General features: G+C 65.8%; 24 protein-coding genes. 16 read left to right on the top strand and 8 right to left on the bottom strand.

The genetic code is table 11. The annotated features are described in order from the left end of the window. The first annotated feature begins 132 nt into the window (after positions 1 to 132). The 6 genes from QA639_RS36680 to QA639_RS36655 all read left to right on the top strand — a co-directional run bounded on the left by QA639_RS36680 (position 133) and on the right by QA639_RS36655 (position 4,175). Entirely contained in the window at positions 133 to 549 is a 417-nt protein-coding gene (locus tag QA639_RS36680; RefSeq protein ID WP_157347851.1) for a YciI family protein, read from the top strand. Positions 550 to 767: 218 nt separating this feature from the next. Beyond that, positions 768 to 1,193 (top strand): YciI family protein, encoded by a 426-nt coding sequence (locus tag QA639_RS36675; protein ID WP_028332843.1) that lies wholly within the window; start codon positions 768 to 770, stop codon positions 1,191 to 1,193. A gap of 87 nt (positions 1,194 to 1,280) precedes the next feature. After that, entirely contained in the window at positions 1,281 to 1,646 is a 366-nt protein-coding gene (locus tag QA639_RS36670; protein WP_157347850.1) for a YciI family protein, read from the top strand. Between the two features lie 287 nt (positions 1,647 to 1,933). Beyond that, positions 1,934 to 2,635: a TetR/AcrR family transcriptional regulator gene (locus QA639_RS36665; protein WP_092087570.1), complete on the top strand. Its 702-nt coding sequence runs from the start codon at positions 1,934 to 1,936 to the stop codon at positions 2,633 to 2,635. Positions 2,636 to 2,765: 130 nt separating this feature from the next. Then, entirely contained in the window at positions 2,766 to 3,257 is a 492-nt protein-coding gene (locus QA639_RS36660; protein ID WP_157347849.1) for a DUF2852 domain-containing protein, read from the top strand. Between the two features lie 153 nt (positions 3,258 to 3,410). Further along, positions 3,411 to 4,175, top strand: a complete 765-nt coding sequence (locus tag QA639_RS36655) for a serine acetyltransferase domain-containing protein (RefSeq protein ID WP_283088580.1) — start codon at positions 3,411 to 3,413, stop codon at positions 4,173 to 4,175. Positions 4,176 to 4,209: 34 nt separating this feature from the next. On the opposite strand, the gene QA639_RS36650 is transcribed toward QA639_RS36655, so the two are convergent. The 3 genes from QA639_RS36650 to QA639_RS36640 form a co-directional block, all read right to left on the bottom strand. Next, positions 4,210 to 4,968: a haloacid dehalogenase type II gene (locus QA639_RS36650; protein ID WP_244978750.1), complete on the bottom strand. Its 759-nt coding sequence runs from the start codon at positions 4,966 to 4,968 to the stop codon at positions 4,210 to 4,212. 249 nt (positions 4,969 to 5,217) lie between these two features. Beyond that, positions 5,218 to 6,291, bottom strand: coding sequence for a tartrate dehydrogenase (locus QA639_RS36645; protein ID WP_283088579.1), 1,074 nt, complete (start codon positions 6,289 to 6,291; stop codon positions 5,218 to 5,220). Between the two features lie 17 nt (positions 6,292 to 6,308). Continuing rightward, complete coding sequence (locus tag QA639_RS36640) at positions 6,309 to 7,622, bottom strand: MFS transporter (protein WP_028332849.1); 1,314 nt, start codon at positions 7,620 to 7,622, stop codon at positions 6,309 to 6,311. 278 nt (positions 7,623 to 7,900) lie between these two features. On the opposite strand from QA639_RS36640, the gene QA639_RS36635 reads away from it, so the two are divergent. The 10 genes from QA639_RS36635 to QA639_RS36590 all read left to right on the top strand — a co-directional run bounded on the left by QA639_RS36635 (position 7,901) and on the right by QA639_RS36590 (position 16,824). Further along, entirely contained in the window at positions 7,901 to 8,818 is a 918-nt protein-coding gene (locus tag QA639_RS36635) for a LysR family transcriptional regulator (RefSeq protein WP_283088578.1), read from the top strand. Between the two features lie 1,081 nt (positions 8,819 to 9,899). Further along, positions 9,900 to 10,094 carry a hypothetical protein gene (locus QA639_RS36630; protein ID WP_157347846.1) on the top strand — a complete coding sequence of 65 codons (195 nt, stop codon included), beginning with the start codon at positions 9,900 to 9,902 and terminating at the stop codon, positions 10,092 to 10,094. A gap of 5 nt (positions 10,095 to 10,099) precedes the next feature. Then, complete coding sequence (locus QA639_RS36625; RefSeq protein WP_028332852.1) at positions 10,100 to 10,855, top strand: metal ABC transporter ATP-binding protein; 756 nt, start codon at positions 10,100 to 10,102, stop codon at positions 10,853 to 10,855. Between the two features lie 5 nt (positions 10,856 to 10,860). Then, on the top strand, positions 10,861 to 11,730 hold the full coding sequence (locus QA639_RS36620) for a metal ABC transporter permease (protein ID WP_028332853.1): 870 nt from the start codon (positions 10,861 to 10,863) through the stop codon (positions 11,728 to 11,730). Between the two features lie 5 nt (positions 11,731 to 11,735). Continuing rightward, entirely contained in the window at positions 11,736 to 12,608 is an 873-nt protein-coding gene (locus tag QA639_RS36615) for a metal ABC transporter substrate-binding protein (protein WP_028332854.1), read from the top strand. 55 nt (positions 12,609 to 12,663) lie between these two features. Next, the gene (locus QA639_RS36610; RefSeq protein ID WP_028332855.1) at positions 12,664 to 13,716 is read left to right on the top strand and encodes a CobW family GTP-binding protein; all 1,053 of its coding nucleotides are present in this window, start codon (positions 12,664 to 12,666) and stop codon (positions 13,714 to 13,716) included. Beyond that, a complete protein-coding gene (locus QA639_RS36605; RefSeq protein ID WP_028332856.1) occupies positions 13,716 to 14,735 on the top strand; it encodes a WD40 repeat domain-containing protein in 1,020 nt (339 codons plus the stop codon). Before QA639_RS36610 ends, QA639_RS36605 begins: the two co-directional genes overlap by 1 nt. A gap of 98 nt (positions 14,736 to 14,833) precedes the next feature. Further along, the gene (locus tag QA639_RS36600; protein ID WP_283088577.1) at positions 14,834 to 15,550 is read left to right on the top strand and encodes an MgtC/SapB family protein; all 717 of its coding nucleotides are present in this window, start codon (positions 14,834 to 14,836) and stop codon (positions 15,548 to 15,550) included. A gap of 81 nt (positions 15,551 to 15,631) precedes the next feature. Then, positions 15,632 to 15,964 carry a hypothetical protein gene (locus QA639_RS36595; RefSeq protein WP_028332857.1) on the top strand — a complete coding sequence of 111 codons (333 nt, stop codon included), beginning with the start codon at positions 15,632 to 15,634 and terminating at the stop codon, positions 15,962 to 15,964. Positions 15,965 to 16,083: 119 nt separating this feature from the next. After that, the gene (locus QA639_RS36590) at positions 16,084 to 16,824 is read left to right on the top strand and encodes an acetoacetate decarboxylase (RefSeq protein ID WP_028332858.1); all 741 of its coding nucleotides are present in this window, start codon (positions 16,084 to 16,086) and stop codon (positions 16,822 to 16,824) included. Positions 16,825 to 16,954: 130 nt separating this feature from the next. On the opposite strand, the gene QA639_RS36585 is transcribed toward QA639_RS36590, so the two are convergent. From QA639_RS36585 to QA639_RS36565, 5 genes are all read right to left on the bottom strand, one after another. After that, complete coding sequence (locus QA639_RS36585; protein WP_028341360.1) at positions 16,955 to 18,397, bottom strand: homospermidine synthase; 1,443 nt, start codon at positions 18,395 to 18,397, stop codon at positions 16,955 to 16,957. A gap of 40 nt (positions 18,398 to 18,437) precedes the next feature. Then, positions 18,438 to 18,827 carry a RidA family protein gene (locus QA639_RS36580; RefSeq protein ID WP_028332860.1) on the bottom strand — a complete coding sequence of 130 codons (390 nt, stop codon included), beginning with the start codon at positions 18,825 to 18,827 and terminating at the stop codon, positions 18,438 to 18,440. A gap of 79 nt (positions 18,828 to 18,906) precedes the next feature. Then, a complete protein-coding gene (locus QA639_RS36575) occupies positions 18,907 to 19,074 on the bottom strand; it encodes a hypothetical protein (protein WP_167350407.1) in 168 nt (55 codons plus the stop codon). An 11-nt stretch (positions 19,075 to 19,085) separates the two neighbouring features. Next, on the bottom strand, positions 19,086 to 19,703 hold the full coding sequence (locus QA639_RS36570) for a GNAT family N-acetyltransferase (protein WP_283088576.1): 618 nt from the start codon (positions 19,701 to 19,703) through the stop codon (positions 19,086 to 19,088). A 130-nt stretch (positions 19,704 to 19,833) separates the two neighbouring features. Then, complete coding sequence (locus tag QA639_RS36565; protein WP_016842601.1) at positions 19,834 to 20,976, bottom strand: type III PLP-dependent enzyme; 1,143 nt, start codon at positions 20,974 to 20,976, stop codon at positions 19,834 to 19,836. Positions 20,977 to 21,033: the final 57 nt, after the last annotated feature.

The raw sequence follows: 21,033 nt of genomic DNA, 5'->3' as shown, positions 1-21,033 counted from the left end.
GCTGTGGCGCGCGATGCAATGACCTCTGAAATAATTTCGCTTGGCCTGTCGGCGTGGCAAGCCCCGCATCGTCCTTGAGACGAGCACCGGAGATACCGGCAAAGCAGCTGAACAAGACAACGGAGCAGGACGATGAAGTTCATGGTGATCGTGAAGGCGAACAGGGACACCGAGGCCGGCGTGATGCCGAGCACTGAGCTGCTCGCGGCGATGGGCAAGTTCAACGAGGAGATGGTCAAGGCCGGCGTGATGCAGGCCGGCGAGGGGCTGCATCCGACCAGCAAGGGTGCCCGCGTCAAATATGCCGGTGGGCAGAGCACGGTGTCGCGCGGCCCGTTCGGCCTCAGCGGCGATCTGGTCGCCGGCTTCTGGCTGATCGAGACCAAGTCGCTCGATGAAGCGATCGACTGGATGAAGCGCGCGCCGTTCGACGGCGGCTCCGAGATCGAAATCCGCCAGGCGTTTGCCGCGGAGGATTTCGGCGAGGCGCTGACGCCGGAGCTGCGCGAGCGGGGAGAGCGCCTGCGCGCGCAGGTGGGCAGGAAATGACACCCGACGTCATTCCGCGATGTCGCGCCGGCGATGCGCCCGGAATACATGATCCCCGTCGCAAGTCGTGGATTCCGGGCCGGCGCACCAAGTCGGCTGTTGCCGACTTGGACAAATACCTAGAGCCGAACTCGGGTAAACCTAAGTTCGGCGTGGGGCTTCCCGGCATGACGAGGGTGAGGATTGCGAGTGATTCAACAGGCAAGGAAATCCGACCAATGCGTTTCATGATGCTGATGATCCCGCTCGGCTACGAGTCCGCGCCGGCCAAGCTCGAGCTCGACCCCGAACGGGTCGCCGCGATGATGCGGTACAATCAGGCGCTGAAGGACGCCGGTGTGCTGATCACGCTGGAAGGCCTGCATCCGCCGGCTGCCGGCGCGCGCGTCAAGTTCGACACCGGCGTGCCGGTCGTGATCGACGGCCCGTTCACCGAGGCCAAGGAAGTGATCGGCGGCTTCTGGATGATCGAGGTCGCCTCGCGCGCCGAGGCAATCGAATGGGCCAGGAAGTGCCCGGCCACCGCCAACGAGATGATCGAGATCCGCCAGGTGCAGGAGATGGCCGATTTCTCCGAAGAGGTGCAGCAGGCCGCCGCCACCTTCGAGCATCCGCAGGGCGGTTGGGGCAAGGCGCTGCGCTGAACCTTCACCGAGAAGCGATGCCGCTTCAAAGCGTCATCGCATTACCGAACTATCGTCCACCAGCAACGACCACAACGGAGACGCAACATGAGCACCAACACTTTCCTCGCCGTCTATCTCGGCGGCGGCAAGAGCGGCTCGCGGATGGAAGCCTGGAACGCGCTGCCCGAGGCCGAACGCCGCGCCAAGGAGCAGCAGGGCATGGCGGCCTGGGGCGCCTGGGTCGAAAAGCACCATGACGTGATCGTCGAGATGGGCGGACCGCTCGGCAAGACCAAGAAGGTCGGGCAGGGCGGCGTCACCGACATCGCCAATCTGATGACCGGCTTCACCGTGGTGCGCGCGCCCTCGCATGAAGCAGCGGCAAAGCTGTTCGAGAGCCACCCGCATTTTTCGATCTTCCCCGGCGAAGCCGTCGAGATCATGCCGGTGCTGCCGATCCCGGGGCGCTAAGGCGGGCCGCAGGCTCCCTGAACCTCTGCCGCTTGCGGGGGAGGTCGCTGCGCTCGAAGAGCGCGGCGGGGGGCTCTTTCCACGATGCGACTCGCGGAGAGAGCCCCCAGCCCAACCTCGAGCCTCACTCACTTCGGACCCCCACGCGCGGGAGAGAGAGCGCAGTTTCTCTCGGGCCGCCATCGATGCTCGGCGGCGGTAATCACCGAAGCGGTCCGTTAATCTTGATTGACGCGCCGCCGCCCCGCTAGTGACCTTTACCGCCGGCTCATGTAAAAGCCGTTCACATGAGCTGGCGCAAGGACCAAGGCCGCGCCGAGCGCGGCTATCATCACGGCAATCTCAAAGAGGCGTTGCTGCAGGCCGCGCTCGACCTGATCTCGAAGAAGGGGCCGGCCGGCTTCACCTTCGCCGACGCGGCGCGGATGGCCGGCGTCAGCCCAGCCGCGCCGTACCGCCACTTCCGCGACCGTGACGAGCTGATCGCCAGCATCGCGCAGCGCGGCTTCGAGCAGTTCGAATCGCTGCTGACGCAAGCCTGGGACGACGGCCGCCCCGACACCGTCACGGCGTTCGAGCGGGTCGGCAAGGCCTATCTCGCCTTCGCCCGCGAGGAGCCCGCATTCTATTCGGCGATGTTCGAATCCGGCCTGCCGGTCGATTCCAATCCGACCCTGATGGCCGCAAGCGAGCGCGCCTTCGCGATCATCCGCGCCGCAGCCGAACGGCTCGCGGCACTGGCGCCGCCCGGCATGCCGCGTCCGCCGGCGATGATGATGGCGCTGCACATCTGGGCGATGTCGCACGGCGTCGCTTCGCTGTTCGGCCGTGGCGATGCCGCGCGGCGCAAGCTGCCGATGTCGCCGGAGGATCTGCTTGAGGCCGAAGTGCTGATCTATCTGCGCGGCCTCGGCTTCCCGACCGACCGCCGGCCTGGAACCGCGGCCGCCGACGACAAGCCGGCCGGTCCGTGGGGCAAGCCGAAATAAGGTTCAACGGCCAAGCCAAAAATAATCCGAGGGGTGCGTCACCCGCGCTGCTTGACTTTCCCAAGGGATCGGCTACCTATGTAAATGTTATTTACATTCACAACGGCGTGATGCCGTGATGGAGAAGGAAATGGCCTACACCGCTGATGTCAATCGCTGGCGCGGCCCCGTCGAAGAGCCCTACCGTCCCTACTTCTACGCGACGCCGTGGCATCCCCTGAAGATCGCCGGGATCATCCTCGGCTTCATGATCTGGTGGCCGATCGGCCTCGCCCTTCTCTTTTTCACACTCGGGAGCAGAAAAATGGCCTGTTGGAGTCACAACGACATGGATCGCTGGCAGAACAAGATGGAGCGGATGCAGGACAAGATGGAGCGGATGAAGAGCCGCATGGAGCGCCGCGGCTTCCCGTTCGGCGGCTTCGGTCCGCCCTCCAGCGGCAACCGCGCCTTCGACGAGTACCGCCAGGATACGCTGCGCCGTCTCGAGGAGGAGCAGGTCGAGTTCAAGAACTTCCTCGATCGCCTGCGCCACGCCAAGGACAAGGAAGAGTTCGACGCCTTCATGGCGCAGCACAAGACCCGTCCGACCCCGCCGAACGACCAGCCGCCGCAGGGCTGATCGCGCGAGGCAATAGCTAGCCTTCAGGCGATGTGCCCCCATAGAACCTGATGGCCCTGAGCCGCCCGTTTGCGATGAGCAAGCGGGCGGTTTGCATTTTGGGATGGTGACGCCCACTCTATCGTTTGGGATCCGGACGATGAGGTGAAGACCATGGCGGGATCAGCGACAGTGACGGCCGGCGAGCTCTGGCTTGCGATCCGGCGCGAGGCGGAGGCGGCGATCGCGGCCGATCCGTTCCTCGAGGCGTCGGCCGCCTTCATCCTAGATCAGGGCGACCTCGGCGGTGTGCTCGCTTTTTTGATCGGTCGGCATATCAGCCGCGCGGAAGAGGATCGCGCGCAGTTCGCGCGGACCGCCCGCGAAGCCTATGCGGCCGAGCCCGTGCTGGTCGATGCCGCGGCCACCGACCTCACGGCCATCGTGCGCCGTGATCCCGCGATCACGGGCTTCCTGCCGCCGCTGCTCAACTTCAAGGGCTTTGTCGCGCTGCAGGCCTGGCGGGTGTCGAATTGGCTGTGGCGCGAGGACCGCCCCGACCTTGCGCTGATGATGCAAAGCGCGGCGGCAGACCAGTTGCAGATCAGCATTCACCCGTCGGCCCGGATCGGAACCGCGGTTTTCCTCGATCACGGCACCAGCATCATCATTGGCGCGCTGGCCTCGGTCGGCGACGAGGTCACGATTTTGCAGAACGTCACCATCGCGCGGCATCAGGATGATCCGCGCCGCGCGCCAAAGATCGGCCGCGGCGTGCTGCTCAGCGCCGGCGCCACCGTGATCGGACATCTCTCGATCGGCGATTTCGCCAGGATCGGCGCCGGCGCGCTGGTGACGACGGATGTGCCCGCCGGCTGCACCGCCGTCGGCGTGCCTGCGCGGCTGACCAATTGCGCGGAGGCGGGCACGCTTTCGTGAGGTGAGCACACCGACCGGGTCGCCCCTTGCGTCGCTACGCCGGCACGAGCATATCGGCGAGTTGCGCAAAACTGTCCGCGTGGAGGTCGATCCAGGATTCCGGCGCCACGTCGAGTTTCGCCGCCGGCCCGAACTCGAGCGGACGGGCGATGAACGCCGTGCGCATGCCAAAGGCGCGGGCCGCCTTCAGGTCGTATTTGTGGCAGGCGACCATCAGGATCTTGTCGGCGGGATAGCCGAGGTAGTCGACGGCGAGTTGATACACCGCGGGTGACGGCTTGTAGCTGCGTGCAAGCTCTGCGGTCAGCACGGCGTCGAAGGGCAATTTGGCGTGCTTGACCACCGCCACCACCGCGGCCATGCCGGCATTCGACAATGTCGAGGTCACGAACCGACCGCGCAGACGCCCAAGTCCTTCGACGCTGTCGGGCCATGCGTCGAGCTTGGTCCACACCGTGTTCAATTCGTCGCGCTCGTCCCTCGACAAGGCCTCCGAGAGACCGTGGCGATCCAGCAGCACATCCAGCGCCTCGCGATAGATGCGGTCGACCCGAATCCACGGGCGCTTGCCCCCGATCACTTCGTCGAGCGCGGCACGATAAAGATCGCGCCATTCGCTCGAGAGCTTGGCCCAGTCGAGCGCGAGCCCCTTCGCGGCGTTGACGGCCTGCCCCGCACGCAGGATCGGCTGATAGAAGTCGACGCAGGTCCCCTGGACGTCGAACGTGATGGCGCGGATCTCATTGCGCCATGTCGCGGCGCCTGCCGGCTGTATCCCCGTCATCGCGGCCATGATCGACATTCCTCCAGCGGTCACGAAGCTTCGTCTGGTCAGATCGGGTAGCACGGTTTGTTCCCCGGTTGCGGGTATCGGAAGCAGGTGCACCAGGTCCTTCGTGAGGTGAGCACTCTGCTCAGGCTTCCTCTCTCGCGTGCGGGGGAGGGTTGGGGTGGGGCTCTCTCCGCGAGTCACGCTGTGGAGAGAGCCCCCATCCGCCGCAAGCGGGAGAGGCGGACGGAGTTCGCGGAAAGCTAACGCACCCTACACATTCGATCCATGGATCGCGTCGATCACCGCGTCGGTCACTTCCCTGGTCGTCGCCTTGCCGCCGACGTCGGGCGTCAGCACGCCGGCCGCGCACACCTTCTCGACCGCGGCCATCAGGCGCGCAGCGGCGTCCTTCTCGCCGAGATGCTCCAGCATCTGCGCACCGGTCCAGAACGTCGCGACCGGGTTGGCGATGCCCTTGCCGGTGATGTCGAAGGCCGAGCCGTGGATCGGCTCGAACATCGAGGGGTAGCGGCGCTGCGGGTCGATGTTGCCGGTCGGCGCCACGCCGAGGCTGCCGGCCAGCGCGCCGGCGAGGTCGGAGAGGATGTCGGCGTGCAGATTGGTCGCGACGATGGTGTCGAGGCTCTTCGGGTTGAGCGTCATCCGCACCGTCATGGCGTCGACCAGCATCTTGTCCCAGGTGACGTCGGGGAAGTCCCTCGCCACCTCGGCGGCGATCTCGTCCCACATCACCATGCCGTGGCGTTGTGCGTTCGACTTGGTCACCACGGTGAGGAATTTGCGCGGCCGCGACTGTGCCAGCTGGAACGCATAGCGCATGATCCGCGTCACGCCGACCCGGGTGAAGACAGCGACTTCGGTGCCGACCTCTTCCGGCAGGCCCTTGTGCGCGCGGCCGCCCATGCCGGCATATTCGCCTTCGGAATTCTCGCGCACGATCACCCAGTCGAGATCGCCGACGCCGACATTGCGCAGCGGCGAGGCGACGCCGGGCAGGATCTTGGTCGGCCGCACATTGGCGTACTGGTCAAAGCCCTGACAGATCGGTAGCCGCAGACCCCATAGCGTGATGTGGTCGGGCACGTCGGGCGCGCCGACCGCACCGAAATAGATCGCGTCGAATTTCTTCAGCTCCGCGAGGCCGTCGGCCGGCATCATCACGCCGTGCTTCTTGTAATAGTCCGAGCCCCAGTCGAAGGTTTTGACGTTGAAGCCGATGTCGCCGCTGCGTTTTGCAAGAGCCTCCAGCACGCGGACGCCCGCGGAGATCACTTCGGGGCCGATGCCGTCGGCGGGAATGGCGGCGATGGAATGGGTACGCATGGGTTGTCTCCGGATCATTAGTGAGTTCGCACGGGATTGGGTTGCGGTTCGGATTGCGCGGGCGCGCTCTGCGCACGCGACAGCAGCAGCGTGAGCGCGGCCGAGAGCACCAGGAGGCCGGCGACGAAATAAAGACCGCCGTCGAAACTGCCGGTGCGTTCCTTGATGAAGCCGATCATCGCCGGCCCGACGAAGCCGCCGAGATTGCCGATCGAGTTGATGGTGGCGATTCCGGCCGCGGCGGCCGAGCCGGACAGGAACATGGTCGGCATGCTCCATAGCGGCGGCTTCGACGAGGAGATACCGATATTGACCAGCGTCAGCGCCGCGATCACGGCGGCAAGGCCGGTCCACAGCCCGGCAAGCGCAAGTCCCGCCGCGGCCATCAGGCAGGCCAGCACCACGTGCCAGGTGCGCTCGCCGGTGCGGTCGGAATGCCGCGCCCATAGCACCATCGCGATGACGGCAATGGTCGCCGGTACCGCGTTGAGGAAGCCGACCTGGATCGACGACAGGCCGAACGCCTTGATGATCTGCGGCGCCCACACCCCAAGTGTGTAGAGCCCGGCCGAGGTGCCGAAATAGACCAGCGCCAGCGCCAGCACCCGCGGGTCGGCGAGGCCGCGCCAGATGCTGTGGCTTGCGGTCGTGGCCTTGCCGTCGTTCTCGGCCTTCATGGTCTTGACCAGCCAGGCGCGCTCGTCGTCGGCAAGCCATCCGGCCTGCTCCGGCCGGTCGGTCAGGAAGCCCAGCACGACGAAGCCGAGCAGCACAGCGGGCACGGCCTCCAGCACGAACAGCCATTGCCAGCCCTTGAAGCCGAGCATTCCGTCCATCTCCAGCAGCGCACCCGAGAGCGGCGAGCCGAGCACGGTCGAGAGCGGCGCCGCGGCCATGAACAGCGCGGTGACGGCGGCGCGCTGCCGCGCCGGGAACCAGTAGGAGAGATAGAGGATGATGCCGGGGAAGAAGCCGGCTTCGGCGGCGCCGAGCAGGAAGCGCAGCACGTAGAAGCTGGTCGCGCCCTGCACCAGCGCCATCGCCGCCGAGACCAGGCCCCAGGTGATCATCACCCGCGCGATCCAGATCCGCGCGCCGATCTTGTGCAGGATGATGTTGGAGGGCACTTCGAACAGGAAGTAGCCCCAGAAGAAGATACCGGCGCCGAAGCCATAGACGGTCGGCGACAGGCCGATGTCCTTGTTCATGGTCAGCGAGGCGAAGCCGATATTGACGCGGTCGATGAACGCCACGAAGTACAGCAGCATGATGAACGGCACGATGCGCAGTGAGATCTTGCGCAATACGCGCGCGCCAAGCTGGCTTTCCATGGGCTTCTTCCCCGGGTTCGTCTTGTTTGTTGGGACGGCGCCTGTCGCGCGCCATCGGGAAGCCTAGAAGGTCGCGCCCTTTCGCTTCAATCCGCGCCGGTTTATACAAAAAAATGATATAATCCCGGCGCCGTCATTGCGAGCCACCCGGTCGGCGCGAAGCGCCGCCGGATGACAGGCTCCGCGAAGCGATCCATTGCAACCGCGTATGTGGAACGATGGATTGCTTCGTCGCTTCGCTCCTCGCAATGACGGCGGGTGAAAGGAACCCCTACGTCTTGGAACTGCACCAGCTTCGCTGCTTCGTCGCGGCTGCCGAGGAACTGCATTTCGGCCGCGCGGCGCAGCGCCTGCAGATGATGCCGTCGGCGCTCGGCCGCCACATCAAGCTGCTGGAGGAGGATCTCGGGGTCCGGCTGTTCGCGCGCACCACGCGCGCGGTGTCGTTGACCGAGGACGGCTCCGTGCTGCTGCGCGAGGGCCGCGCGCTGCTCGGCCGCGCCGAGGCGATCGAGAACGGCTTTCGCCGCCGGCTGCGCAAGCCACAGGCGCGGCGCTTCCGGATCGGCGCGATCGACAGCGCGGCGGCCGGCCTGCTGCCGCCGCTGCTGCGCGACGTCCGCGCCGCCCATCCCGACGTCGCGGTGCAGCTGCTCGAGGAGAAGACCATCCGGCTGCTGCCGAAGCTATTGTCGGGCGCGCTCGACCTCGCCTTCGTGCGCCCGCCGGAGCGGCCCGACCGCCGCATCGAGTTTGTCCCGCTGCTGCAGGAGACCGCCGTGGTGGCGCTGTCGCACAAGCATGCGCTGGCGCGGCGCAAGCAGATCGTGCTGCCCGACATCGCGGATCAGCCCCTGATCGTGCCGGAGCGCCGCTCGCGGCCGCACAGCCACGATCTGACGACAAAACTGTTCGACGAGGCCGGGCTGACGCCGCGCATCCAGGAGATCGCCGACGAGAAGCAGACCATCGTCAACATGGTCGCAGCGCGGCTTGGCGTTGCCATCGTGCCGCGCTGGACCGCGCGGATGGCGATCCCCGGCGTCCGCTTTGTGCCGCTCCGCCTGAAGCGTGGGAGCAGCGCCGGCCGCCTGCCGCTCGCCGCCGCCTGGCTGAAAGGCTCCCGCGATCCGGTCCGCGACCAGGTGATCGCGGTGCTCGAGGCAAGGTTGAAGAGTTACGCGCGCGAGGCGTGAGGGCGCTGCGTTGCGTGATGCCTCGACGGGCGATGAATGATTTTGGCCGGTTGACCTAGGTCAACGCGACCTGCGCTGGCCGGGTGAGCGTGTCCGGCATGGCGAAGCGTCAGGACTGGGTCATGATCGCAGGGTGCGTCGCTACCGCTTTGGCGGTGGTGGCGCTCGTCGCCCTTTTCTCTGCCTGAGCTGTGTCGCCCCCGTAGTGTTACGGGGGTGTCCAGCTAGGCCCCTGAGATAACTCGGTAATTCCCAAAGCTCGAACACCGCTGGCACAAACTGCACTGGCTTGCCGAGTTCCTCCCGGCATAGCTTCCCCGTCCAACGTAGGGCGGCGTTATGGGCAACCTACTTTACAGCGTGTTTGTCGTGCTGATGGGGCTAAGCCCGGTCATCCTCGTGGCGATTGCCATGTTCATAAACTGAGGGCCGGAGCTGTGTCTTCCGGCGTGCCAACCACCGATCCATGTCGCTGGCGTGCTTAGTTAATAAATCCGCAATGCCTTAACCTGGTGAAAGGTTGGCGTCAGCGCCGGCGTGTACGCTCGCGCCCATGAATTGGGACCTGCTGTATTTCCGTCTCTCGCTCGTCTGGATGGCGATCACCGCTGCCATGCTGGTCTATGTGCTGGTCGCATAAAGGCTGCCTCTGAAGTTTGCCTTACGCGCGGCACCGCACAATTAGTGTCGTCCCGGCGAAGGCCGGGACCCATAACCACAAAAGCCGATTGTTACGCACCGTTGGAACAACAAGTCCCATCAACAACACGCGCCACGGCGTATGGGTCCCGGCCTGTGCCGGGACGACGCTGAATTTGAGGCGCGCAGGTGGGCCTCGCAATCTGCACCACGGATTCGCCGTTGTCTCGGCCGTCGCCAGGACGACGCGGAGAGAACTGCGCACGGGTGCGCCTTTGCTCCGGCACAGGTAGCCAACGGTTCCCATCCAGGCAGGTTTCCGGCAAAGCTGTCGACCGGGGCGTCATTCTGCCGGCGCAGCTCAAATCTCGCAGGTTCTGCGGGTCGGCCATGAGTTCCTCGTTTGTAGACTCGCGTTATGTTATAATATAACAGTCATTCCATGGCGCATACGCACACCCACGAGGACCACCATCACGGCCACGCCCATCCCCACGGGCACAGCCACGCCCCGCACGCGCATCCGGCGCAGGCCGCGCACTGGTCGATCCTGCGCATGCCCGTGCCGGCCCGACTGCTCGCGGCACTGGCGGTCAGCGCCTGCCTGTGGGCTGTCGTCTGGCTGGCGATGAGGTGAGACCTGTGGCTGCTCTTGTTACCTTCCGCGACGTCACGCTCGGCTATGACCGCCACCCGGCGGTGCATCACCTCAATGGCGCCGTCGAGGCCGGTGCGCTGCTCGCCGTGATCGGCCCGAACGGCGCCGGCAAGTCGACCTTGCTGCGCGGCATCGCCGGCGTGCTCAAGCCGCTGTCGGGCGTGATCGATCTCGACGGGCTGGATCACCGCGACATCGCCTATCTGCCGCAGTCCGCCGACATCGACCGCAGCTTCCCGATCTCGGTGTTCGACTTCGTCGGCACCGGGCTGTGGCGCTCGACCGGGTTCTTCGGCGGCATCGGCAAGGCCGCGCGCGAGAAGATCCTGGCGGCGCTCGCCGCGGTCGGGCTCAATGGTTTCGAGAACCGCCCGATCGGCACGCTGTCCGGCGGCCAGACCCAGCGCATGCTGTTCGCGCGCGTGCTGTTGCAGGACGCCCGCCTGATCGTGCTCGACGAGCCGTTCAACGCCATCGATGCCAAGACCACCGCCGACCTGCTGGCGCTGGTGAAGCGCTGGAACGGCGAGGGGCGCACCGTGCTGGCGGCGCTACACGACCTCGACATGGTGCGCAACAATTTCCCGGAGACGCTGCTGCTGGCGCGCGGTCCGGTGGAATGGGGACCGACCGCCGAGGCGCTGACTGCGGACAATCTGATGGTCGCGATGCGGATGTGCGAGGCGTTCGACGACAGCGCCGCGGCCTGCGCCGCCGATCCACGCTCGCGGGCCGCCTGACGCCGATGCTATCCGACGCGCTAGTCACGCCCTTCACCGAATTCGAGTTCATGCGCCGCGCGCTGGCGGCGGTGATCGCGCTGTCGCTCGGCGGTGCGCCGATCGGCGTGTTCCTGATGCTGCGGCGGATGAGCCTGGTCGGCGACGCCATGGCGCATGCGATCCTGCCGGGGGCGGCGATCGGCTTCCTGCTTTCCGGGCTCAACCTGTTCGCGATGACGACCGGCGGCCTGATCGCGGGCTTTGCCGTGGCGCTGCTCGCCGGCCTCGTCGCCCGCACCACCGAATTGAAGGAGGACGCCTCGCTTGCGACCTTCTATCTGGTCTCGCTCGCGCTCGGCGTTACGATTGTTTCGATCAAGGGCACCAATATCGACCTGCTGCACGTGCTGTTCGGCAACATCCTGGCGATGGACGACCAGACGCTGCTGGTGATCGCGTTCAACGCCACCCTCACGCTCCTGGTGCTCGCGGTGATCTATCGCCCGCTGGTGATCGAATGCGTCGATCCGGTATTCCTGCGCACCGTGAGCCGGGCCGGCGCGCCGGCGCATCTCGCCTTCCTCGCGCTGGTCGTGGTCAACCTCGTCAACGGCTTCCACGCGCTCGGCACGCTGCTCGGCGTCGGACTGATGATCCTGCCCGCGGGCATTGCGCGGTTCTGGTCGCGCGACATCACCACCATGATCTGCATCGCGGTGGCGAGCGCGATGCTGTCGGGCTATGCCGGACTGGTGCTGTCGTACCAGACCCGGATTCCCTCCGGCCCCGCGATCATCCTGGTTGCGGCTGGGCTCTATATTATGTCGCTGCTGTTCGGCAATGTCAGCGGCCTGGTGCGGCAGCTGTTTCCCGGCCGCCATCTCGAGGCGTGAGTACGATGCGGCGATTGTTCGGTTTGATTGGTCTGGCGCTGCTGCTGGCGAGCGGACCGGCGCGCGCCGCCGAGCGCATCAATGTCGTCGCGAGCTTCTCGATCCTCGCCGACATGGTGCGCAATGTCGGCGGCAACAGCGTCGACGTGACGGCGCTGGTCGGGCCTGACGGCGATGCGCATGTCTACGCGCCGACGCCGGCGGACGCCAGGAAGGTCGCCGACGCCAAGCTCGTGGTCATCAACGGCCTCGGCTTCGAGGGCTGGATGCCGCGGCTGCTGCAGGCCGCGGGCAGCAAGGCACCGGTCGCGGTGGCGACCAAGGGGATCATGCCACGGAAGATGGGCGGCCATGACGATCCGCATGCCTGGCAATCCGTGGCCAATGCGAAGATCTACGTCGTCAATATTCGCGACGGGCTGATCGCCGCGGCCCCGGACCAGGCAGCCAACTTCAAGGCCAATGCCGACGCCTATCTGGCCAAGCTCGAGGCGCTCGACCGCGAGGTGCACGAGGCGGTGGCGAAAGTGCCAGAGGCGCGGCGCAAGGTGATCTCGACCCATGGCGCCTTCGGCTATTTCGCCGATGCCTACGGCGTCACGTTCTTCTCGCCGCTCAGCGTGTCCACGGATTCCGAGCCTAGCGCGCGCGATATCGCCGCGATCATCGCCCAGATCAAGGTTGCGAAAATTCCGGCAGTTTTTCTCGAAAATATCAGCGATCCCCGCCTGATCGAGCGGATCGCGGCCGAGACCGGCGCCCGGGTCGGCGGCACCCTGTATTCGGACGGTTTGACGGCCGAAAAGGGCGATGCACCCACTTACATTGATATGGTCAGGCACAATATAAAGGCCCTGACCAGCGCGCTCGCCGAGTAGGGCAGGGGCCTCCCTGCCGGGATTGAGTGCGGCCCCAAGTTCCTTCGGAGTTGTTATGGCTGAAGCTTCGCAAAAAATTCCTGTGACCGTGCTGACGGGCTATCTCGGCGCCGGCAAGACCACGCTGTTGAACCGCATCCTGTCGGAAAACCACGGCAAGAAATACGCCGTCATCGTCAACGAATTCGGCGAGATCGGCATCGACAACGACCTCATCATCGGCGCCGATGAGGAAGTGTTCGAGATGAACAATGGCTGCGTCTGCTGCACGGTGCGCGGCGACCTCGTCCGCATCATGGACGGCCTGATGAAGCGCAAGGGCAAGTTCGACGCTATCATCGTTGAGACCACCGGCCTCGCCGATCCCGCGCCGGTCGCGCAGACCTTCTTCGTCGACGAGGACGTGCAGAAGAACGCCCGGCTCGATGCGGTCGTGACCGTCGCCGATGCCAAATGGCTGAGCGACCGCCTCAAGGACGCGCCGGAAGCCAAGAACCAGATCGCGTTCGCCGACGTCATCGTGCTGAACAAAACCGACCTGGTCTCCAAGCCCGAGCTCGCCGAGGTCGAAGCCCGCATTCGCGGCATCAATCCCTATGCCAAGCTGCACCGCACCGAGCGTTGCCAGGTCGGGCTGACCGACGTGCTGGAGCGCGGCGCGTTCGATCTCGACCGCATCCTGGAGATCGAGCCGGATTTCCTTGAGGCCGGCGACGATCACGACCATGACCACGGTCATCACCATGACCATAATCACCACCACCATGATCACGACCACGGCCATGGCGGGTTGAAGCATTATCACGACGAGGACATGCAATCGCTGTCGCTGCGCTCCGAGAAGCCGCTCGATCCGACCAAGTTCATGCCCTGGCTGCAGCAGCTCGTCGCCACCGAGGGTCAGAAGATCCTGCGCTCAAAGGGCATCCTCGCCTTCACCGGCGATGACGACCGCTACGTGTTTCAGGGCGTCCACATGATGCTGGAGGGCGACCATCAGCGGAAATGGAAGGACGGCGAGAAGCGCGAGAGCCGCGTCGTGTTCATCGGTCGCGAACTGCCCGAGCAGGCGATCCGCGACGGCTTCGAGCAGTGCATCACCACGTGATGAAAGAGTTCGATCCGGGCGAGGCCCCTTCTTCCATCGTTTCGATCACCGACCGCGTCAAGCCGCTGCCGCTCGGCGCGGCGGTGGGCTCGGTGCATTTCCTCGGCGACCGCGCGTTCTTCGTCGGCGCCGAGGAGGGTGTTGCGATCGCGACCGCCGACGGCGAGATCACACGGACGCAGACGCATTTCGGCGCCATCCTGTGCGCCGCCTCCGACGGCAAGCGGCTCGTCACCGGCGGTGACGACGGCAAGCTGATCGCGATCGACGCCAAGGGCGAGACCGCTGTCATTGCGACCGACGCCAAGCGGCGCTGGATCGACAATGTCGCGCTGCATGGCGACGGCACGCTGGCGTGGTCGGCGGGCAAGACCGCGTTCGTGCGCAATCCCAAGGGCGAGGAGAAGACCTTCGAGGTACCGTCGACCGTCGGCGGGCTTGCTTTTGCGCCGAAGGGCCTGCGGCTCGCGATCGCGCATTACAACGGCGTGACCTTGTGGTTTCCCAACATGGCGGCCAATCCGGAGTTTCTGGAGTGGGCCGGCTCGCATCTCGCCGTCATGTTCAGCCCGGACAACAAATTCCTCGTCACCGCGATGCACGAGCCCGCGATGCATGGCTGGCGGCTCGCCGACAACCGGCATATGCGGATGAGCGGCTATCCCGGCCGCGTCCGCTCGATGTCATGGAGCGTCGGCGGCAGGGGGCTCGCGACCTCGGGCGCCGATACCGTGATCGTCTGGCCGTTCACCAGCAAGGACGGCCCGATGGGCAAGGAGCCGGCGATGCTGGCGCCGATGCCGGCGCGGGTCGCCGTGGTCGCATGCCATCCGAAGAACGACATCATGGCGGTCGGCTATGCCGACGGCACCGTGCTGATGGTCCGGCTCGAGGACGGCGCCGAGATCCTGGTGCGCCGGAACGCCGGCACGGCGGTGTCCGCGCTCGGATGGAATGCCAAGGGCACGCTGCTTGCCTTCGGCACGGAAGATGGTGACGCGGGCATCGTGGAAATGTAAGAGATCGCGGCAGACGAAGCGTTTTCGAGCGAAGTGGGTACCGGTTCGCGTGAAGAAAACGCGTCAAAAGACGAAGCTCGCGCCGGGGCCGCAGCGTCATGCGATTTCTCACCACGTTCCAGCTCGCCGACTTCATCGACACGCTGGTCAGCCTGACCACGGCCTTCGTGCTCGGCACCCTGATCGGTGCCGAGCGGCAATACCGGCAGCGCACCGCGGGTCTGCGCACCAATGTGCTGGTCGCGGTCGGCGCTGCCGCCTTCGTCGACCTCGCGATGCATCTGGCCGGTGCCGACGGCGCGGTGCGGGTGATCGCCTATGTGGTGTCGGGGATCGGCTTCCTCGGCGCCGGCGTCATCATGAAGCAGGGCATGGATGTGCGCGGCCTCAACACCGCGGCCACGCTGTGGGCCTCGGCCGCGGTCGGCTCCTGCGCCGGTGCCGACCTCGTGGCGCAGGCGGCGGCGCTGACCGTGTTCGTGATCGCCGGCAACACGCTGCTGCGTCCGCTGGTCAACGCCATCAACCGCATCCCGCTGAACGAGAAGGCCTCGGAGGCGACCTATTACTTCAAGCTCGCGGTTATCCCCGCGGCATTGCCCGACATGCGCGACCGCCTGGTTGAGAAGCTGGAGGCAGCGAACTATCCGGTCGCCGATGTCGACGTGGTCGAGGCCGGTGACGACTTCCTCGAGATCGTGGCGACGCTGGTCTCGACCGCGGTCGAGCCCAACGAGCTGAACGCCGTGGTGGTCGACCTGCAGCATCAGCCCGGCGTGCGGCACGCGACCTGGGAGGTCAGCACCACGGATTGAGCCGAGGTTCCCGCAGGCGCCGCTTCGGAACCATGCCGTGGCGGGATCGTTGACCCCGCGGACAAGGCGCAGGTGAACGAGATGGCTGTGGATCGGACCAGGTTGCGAATCGACATGCTGATCGCCTCGACGCTGGTGGCGGCGGGCGTTGCGATCGCGGTGCTTTCGCTGCACGCGATCAATGCCGCCCCGCCGCAAGAGATCGCGCAGGCGACCCAGCCGCTGCAACCGACGCCGACGCCCGAGCCGCAGAAGACGGCGCCGCCGGCCGAGTCGAAGCCGGGCGGCGAGCGGCCGACCACGCCGGCGCCGCAGCCCGCGCGTCCCGACGATGAGGCACGGAAGGCCGGCGCCAAGCCGGTGCTGCCGCCCGCTCCCGCGGAGAAGACCGCGCCGCCGATCGAGAAAAAGTAAGCGCACCGCGGCCCGCATTGTGACGCGGATTTGACGGACGCTGCCGATTATACGGTCTCGCCTCCACCGCCCGCGCACCCCATAATCCGTCGTCTCGCCAACGACAGATGGGGCCTGCCATGAAGATCGAGGATATCCGGCGCACCGCCTATTCGATGCCGCTCACCAACCCCTCGTTTCCGCCGGGGCCCTACCGGTTCTTCGACCGCGAATATTTCATCATCACCTACAAGACCGACCCGGAAGCGCTCGCCGCCGTGGTGCCGGAGCCGCTCGAGGTCGCCGAGCCGGTGGTGAAGTACGAGTTCATCCGCATGCCGGACTCGACCGGCTTCGGCGACTACACCGAGACCGGGCAGGTGATCCCGGTTCGCTTCAGGGGTGAGGAGGGCGCCTACACCCACGCGATGTATCTCGACGATGAAGGCCCGATCGCCGGCGGCCGCGAGCTGTGGGGATTTCCGAAGAAGCTGGCAAAGCCCAGGATCGAGGTCGAGAGCGACGTGCTGGTCGGCTCGCTGCATTACGGCTCCGTGCTCTGCGCCTCCGCCACCATGGGCTACAAGCATCGCAAGGTCGACCACGACACCGTCTTGAAGTCGATGACGGCGCCGAACTTCATTCTGAAGATCATCCCGCATGTCGACGGCAGCCCGCGGATCTGCGAGCTGGTGCGGTTTCATCTGGAAGACATCACGCTGAAGGAGGCCTGGACCGGCCCCGCCGCGCTCGGCCTGTTTCCACACGCGCTGTGCGACGTCGCCCGCCTGCCGGTGCGCGAGGTGGTCTCGGCGCTGCATTTCAAGGCGGACCTGACCCTCGGCCTCGGCTCGGTCGCGTTCGACTATATGGCGAGGTGACGAAGTCATTCCGGGGCATCGCGTCGGCGATGAACCATGGTGCGCACTCGCGCACCCGAGAATCTCGCGCAACGATCTCGAGATCCCGGGTCTGCGCGCCTAAGCGCGCATCCCGGGATGACCCTTCGGGTCAGCGCACCAGAATATTCTTGAACTGCCAGGGATCGCTGGTGTCGATGTCTTCCGGAAACAGTCCCGGACGATCCGTCAGAGGGGTCCAGTCGGTGTAGAAACCCTTCACCGGGCCGAGATACGGCAGCTGGATTTCCAAGAGACGATCGAAGTCCATCTCGTCGGCCTCAACGATGCCTTCGTTCGGGTTTTCCAGCGCCCACACCATGCCGCCGAGCACGGCGGAGGTCACCTGCAGGCCGGTGGCGTTCTGATAGGGCGCGAGCTTGCGAGTCTCCTCGATGGAGAGCTGCGAGCCGTACCAGTAGGCATTGTTGTCGTGGCCGAACAGCAGCACGCCGAGCTCGTCGATGCCGTCGACGATCTCGTTCTCGTCGAGGATGTGGTGCTTTTCCTGCATCTTCGCTGCGCGGCCGAACATTTCATGCAGCGACAGCACAGCGTCGTCGGCCGGGTGATAGGCATAGTGGCAGGTCGGCCGATAGATCGCCGTGCCCGATGCGTCACGCACCGTGAAGTAATCGGCGATCGAGATCGACTCGTTGTGGGTGACGAGGAAGCCATACTGCGCGCCGCGGGTCGGGCACCAGGTGCGCACGCGCGTGTTGGCGCCGGGCTGCATCAGATAGATGGCGGCGCCGCAGCCGGCTTCGTGGGTGTGCGCATTCTCGGGCATCCATTTCTCATGGGTGCCCCAGCCGAGTTCGGACGGCTGCACGCCTTCCGACAGGAAACCTTCCACCGACCAGGTGTTGACGAAGACATCAGGCTCTTTCGGCGACTTGGAGCGCTGGGTGTCGCGTTCGGCGATGTGGATGCCCTTCACGCCGGCCTGCCGCATCAAGTCCGCCCATTCGGCCTTGGTCTTCGGCTTCGGGGCATTGAGCTTCAGATCGGCGGCGACATTGAGCAGAGCCTGCTTGACGAAGAATGAGACCATGCCGGGATTGGCGCCACAGCAGGACACGGCCGTCGTCGAGCCCGCGGGGCGCGCCTTCTTGGCGGCCAGCGTCACTTCGCGAAGCGCGTAATTGGAGCGCGCTTCCGGGCCCTTCGAGGAATCGAAATAGAATCCGAGCCACGGCTCGTTGACGGTGTCGATATAGAGAGCGCCGAGTTCGTTGCAGAGCTCCATGATGTCGGTCGAGCCGGTATCGACCGACAGATTGACGCAAAAGCCCTGGCCGCCGCCTTCAGTGAGCAGCGGGCTCAGCAGGTCGCGATAATTGTCCTTGGTCACGGCCTTCTGGATGAATTTGACGTTGTGCTTCTCGCAATGCGCCTTGCGGCCCTCGTCCTTGGGGTCGATCACGGTGACGCGCGACTTGTCGTAGTCGAGATGCCGCTCGATCAAAGGCAGCGTGCCTTTGCCGATCGAGCCGAAGCCGATCATGACAATGGGACCTGTGATCTTCGCGTAGATCTGCGAGGCGGGGCTCATCATTTTCTCCAGGAGAGTGCCTAGCGGCGGATAGAGTGGATCAGGGGTTGCGACGCTTCGCGGTGACTTCGATCTCGACCTTCATCTCGGGCTTGTAGAGCCCCGCGACGATCAGCATCGTTGCGGCCGGGCGGATGTCGCCGAGGACCTCGCCGCAGACCGCGAAATGGGCATCCACGTCACGGGCATCGGTGAGGTAGTAGGTCGCGCGCACGATGTCGGCCATCGCAAAGCCTCCCTCCTTGAGGGCGGCCTCAATGGTCTTGAAGCAGTTCCGTGACTGGCTCGTGACATCTGATGGCATGGTCATCGTGGCGTAGTCATAGCCGGTGGTTCCCGCGACGAAGGCGAAGTCGCCGTCGATCACGGCACGGCTGTAGCCGGCGGTCTTCTCAAAGGGCGAGCCGGTGGAAATCAGGCGGCGGGACATGTTGGACCTCGACTGAAATGGCTTTGCGCGGGGTTTACGGGCATTTTCGGCGCCCGCGCAACCCCTTGCGCGGCCGGCGTTAGCGGGACTGCAGCGTGGTGTCCGGCGGCGATGGCGGCGTGCCGGTCCAGCGCCGGACCAGGATATCCCTGACGATCATCACCGAGATCAGGATCAGCATGACCGTGGTGACGAGGCCGCGCCAACGCGGGCGCGCGCCATCGGTGATGGGAAGGTGCTCCGACATGGTGGCCCGCCTTACGCCGCGTGCGGCACGGCGAGCGGTGCCTTCCGGCTCCGGGATCGCGTCCGCGATGCCTTGGCCTCGGGCAGCGGCGCGCCGGTCGGCGTGATCATGCCCCAGGCGCCGTCCAGCGCGCCGGCGACAAGCTCGAGGCCGAGCAGCCGCTCGCGCTCGAACGTGCCAGGCAGCGACAGCTCGCCGGTCTTGGCGGCGGTGAAGCCGAAGCGGGCGTAGTAGGGCGCATCGCCAAGCAGGATCACGGCGCCGTGGCCGCGCGCCTTAGCGACCGCCAGCGCACGCTGCATCAGCGCGGCGCCGACGCCGAGGCCGCGGCAGTCGTCGTCGACTGCCAGCGGCCCCAGCATCAGCGCGCTGCGGCCCCCCGCGCTGACGTGCCACAACCGCACGGTTCCAACCACCCGGCCGTCCTGGCGCACGGCCGCAAGGCTCACGCCTTCGGCGGGCGCGCGTCCGTCGCGCAGGCGCTGGCAGGTGCGCGTATGGCGATTACAGCCAAAGCAGGCATCCAGCAGCGCTTCGCGTGCGACGACGTCCGAGCCACGCTCCGCACGGATCGCGAACGGGGCGGCATCTCGAATGAGGGCAACGGGGGTGTTCCGTTTTGCAGTCATGGCACGTCAGTCCCCGCTTGCAACGGCATGTCGTACGCCGCGGCAAGCGTCGTTCAGGAAAATCAAAAATGATCGGGGAGGAGCCGGCGGGGCCGGCTCCCGGTTTATCGGGCCTCGAAAAGGAGGCGAGTCAGATGTGGTAGGTCTTCAGCGGCGGAATGCCGTTGAACGCCACCGACGAGTAGGTCGACGTATAGGCGCCGGTGCCTTCGATCAGCAGCTTGTCGCCGATCTCGAGCGTCACCGGAAGCGGATACGGCAGCTTCTCGTACAGCACGTCGGCGCTGTCGCAGGTCGGGCCCGCGAGCACGCACGGCGTCATGTCCGCCCCGTCATGCGGGGTGCGGATGGCGTAGCGGATCGACTCGTCCATCGTCTCGGCGAGACCGCCGAACTTGCCGATGTCGAGATAAACCCAGCGCACCTCGTCCTCGTCGCTCTTCTTCGAGATCAGAACGACTTCGGTCTCGATGATTCCGGCATTGCCGACCATGCCGCGGCCCGGCTCGATGATCGTCTCCGGGATCTGGTTGCCGAAATGCTTGCGCAGCGCGCGGAAGATCGACCGGCCATATTGCAGGACCGGCGGAACGTCCTTGAGGTACTTGGTCGGGAAGCCGCCGCCCATGTTGACCATGGTGAGGTTGATCCCGCGCTCGGCGCAGTCACGGAACACGGTCGACGCCATCGCGAGCGCGCGGTCCCATGCCTTCACCTTGCGCTGCTGCGAGCCGACATGGAACGAGATGCCGCACGGCTCCAGACCCAGGCGCTTGGCGAGGTCGAGCACCTCGACCGCCATCTCCGGGTCGCAGCCGAACTTGCGCGACAGCGGCCACTCGGCGCCGGCGCAGTCATAGAGGATTCGGCAGAACACCTTGGCGCCGGGGGCGGCACGAGCGACCTTCTCGACCTCGGCGGCACAGTCGACCGCGAACAGGCGAATGCCGAGTGCGAAGGCACGCGCGATGTCGCGCTCCTTCTTGATCGTGTTACCATAGGAGATGCGGTCCGGCGTCGCACCGGCGGCCAGCGCCATCTCGATCTCCGCGACGGTCGCGGTGTCGAAGCAGGAGCCGAGCGAGGCCAGCAGCGACAGCACTTCGGGCGCAGGATTGGCCTTCACCGCGTAGAACACGCGGCTGTCCGGCAGCGCCTTCGCGAAGGTCTGGTAGTTGTCGCGCACGACTTCGAGGTCGACGACGAGGCACGGCTCGGTGTCGAGACCATCCTGACGGCGGTTGCGCAGGAATTCCTGGATACGTTCAGTCATGGCACTCTCCAACGGCCCCAGCGACGGGATCCGCATCAACGTGACGTCGGGTGAGAG

Source organism: Bradyrhizobium pachyrhizi (assembly GCF_029714545.1).
GTDB classification, from domain to species: Bacteria; Pseudomonadota; Alphaproteobacteria; order Rhizobiales; family Xanthobacteraceae; genus Bradyrhizobium; species Bradyrhizobium pachyrhizi.
This window is presented reverse-complemented; position numbering and strand designations above follow the sequence as displayed.

Excerpts from the sequence above, each read along its gene's own strand:
- QA639_RS36630 (WP_157347846.1), top strand. The coding sequence starts at position 9,900 with ATGGCGCATACGCACACCCACGAGGACCACCATCACGGCCACGCCCAT.
- QA639_RS36665 (WP_092087570.1), top strand. The coding sequence starts at position 1,934 with ATGAGCTGGCGCAAGGACCAAGGCCGCGCCGAGCGCGGCTATCATCAC.
- QA639_RS36570 (WP_283088576.1), bottom strand. The coding sequence starts at position 19,703 with ATGACTGCAAAACGGAACACCCCCGTTGCCCTCATTCGAGATGCCGCC.
- QA639_RS36620 (WP_028332853.1), top strand. The coding sequence starts at position 10,861 with ATGCTATCCGACGCGCTAGTCACGCCCTTCACCGAATTCGAGTTCATG.
- QA639_RS36590 (WP_028332858.1), top strand. The coding sequence starts at position 16,084 with ATGAAGATCGAGGATATCCGGCGCACCGCCTATTCGATGCCGCTCACC.
- QA639_RS36600 (WP_283088577.1), top strand. The coding sequence starts at position 14,834 with ATGCGATTTCTCACCACGTTCCAGCTCGCCGACTTCATCGACACGCTG.
- QA639_RS36655 (WP_283088580.1), top strand. The coding sequence starts at position 3,411 with ATGGCGGGATCAGCGACAGTGACGGCCGGCGAGCTCTGGCTTGCGATC.
- QA639_RS36585 (WP_028341360.1), bottom strand. The coding sequence starts at position 18,397 with ATGAGCCCCGCCTCGCAGATCTACGCGAAGATCACAGGTCCCATTGTC.
- QA639_RS36670 (WP_157347850.1), top strand. The coding sequence starts at position 1,281 with ATGAGCACCAACACTTTCCTCGCCGTCTATCTCGGCGGCGGCAAGAGC.
- QA639_RS36650 (WP_244978750.1), bottom strand. The coding sequence starts at position 4,968 with ATGGCCGCGATGACGGGGATACAGCCGGCAGGCGCCGCGACATGGCGC.
- QA639_RS36565 (WP_016842601.1), bottom strand. The coding sequence starts at position 20,976 with ATGACTGAACGTATCCAGGAATTCCTGCGCAACCGCCGTCAGGATGGT.
- QA639_RS36575 (WP_167350407.1), bottom strand. The coding sequence starts at position 19,074 with ATGTCGGAGCACCTTCCCATCACCGATGGCGCGCGCCCGCGTTGGCGC.
- QA639_RS36675 (WP_028332843.1), top strand. The coding sequence starts at position 768 with ATGCGTTTCATGATGCTGATGATCCCGCTCGGCTACGAGTCCGCGCCG.
- QA639_RS36610 (WP_028332855.1), top strand. The coding sequence starts at position 12,664 with ATGGCTGAAGCTTCGCAAAAAATTCCTGTGACCGTGCTGACGGGCTAT.
- QA639_RS36660 (WP_157347849.1), top strand. The coding sequence starts at position 2,766 with ATGGCCTACACCGCTGATGTCAATCGCTGGCGCGGCCCCGTCGAAGAG.
- QA639_RS36645 (WP_283088579.1), bottom strand. The coding sequence starts at position 6,291 with ATGCGTACCCATTCCATCGCCGCCATTCCCGCCGACGGCATCGGCCCC.
- QA639_RS36595 (WP_028332857.1), top strand. The coding sequence starts at position 15,632 with ATGGCTGTGGATCGGACCAGGTTGCGAATCGACATGCTGATCGCCTCG.
- QA639_RS36640 (WP_028332849.1), bottom strand. The coding sequence starts at position 7,622 with ATGGAAAGCCAGCTTGGCGCGCGCGTATTGCGCAAGATCTCACTGCGC.
- QA639_RS36605 (WP_028332856.1), top strand. The coding sequence starts at position 13,716 with ATGAAAGAGTTCGATCCGGGCGAGGCCCCTTCTTCCATCGTTTCGATC.
- QA639_RS36580 (WP_028332860.1), bottom strand. The coding sequence starts at position 18,827 with ATGTCCCGCCGCCTGATTTCCACCGGCTCGCCCTTTGAGAAGACCGCC.
- QA639_RS36615 (WP_028332854.1), top strand. The coding sequence starts at position 11,736 with ATGCGGCGATTGTTCGGTTTGATTGGTCTGGCGCTGCTGCTGGCGAGC.
- QA639_RS36680 (WP_157347851.1), top strand. The coding sequence starts at position 133 with ATGAAGTTCATGGTGATCGTGAAGGCGAACAGGGACACCGAGGCCGGC.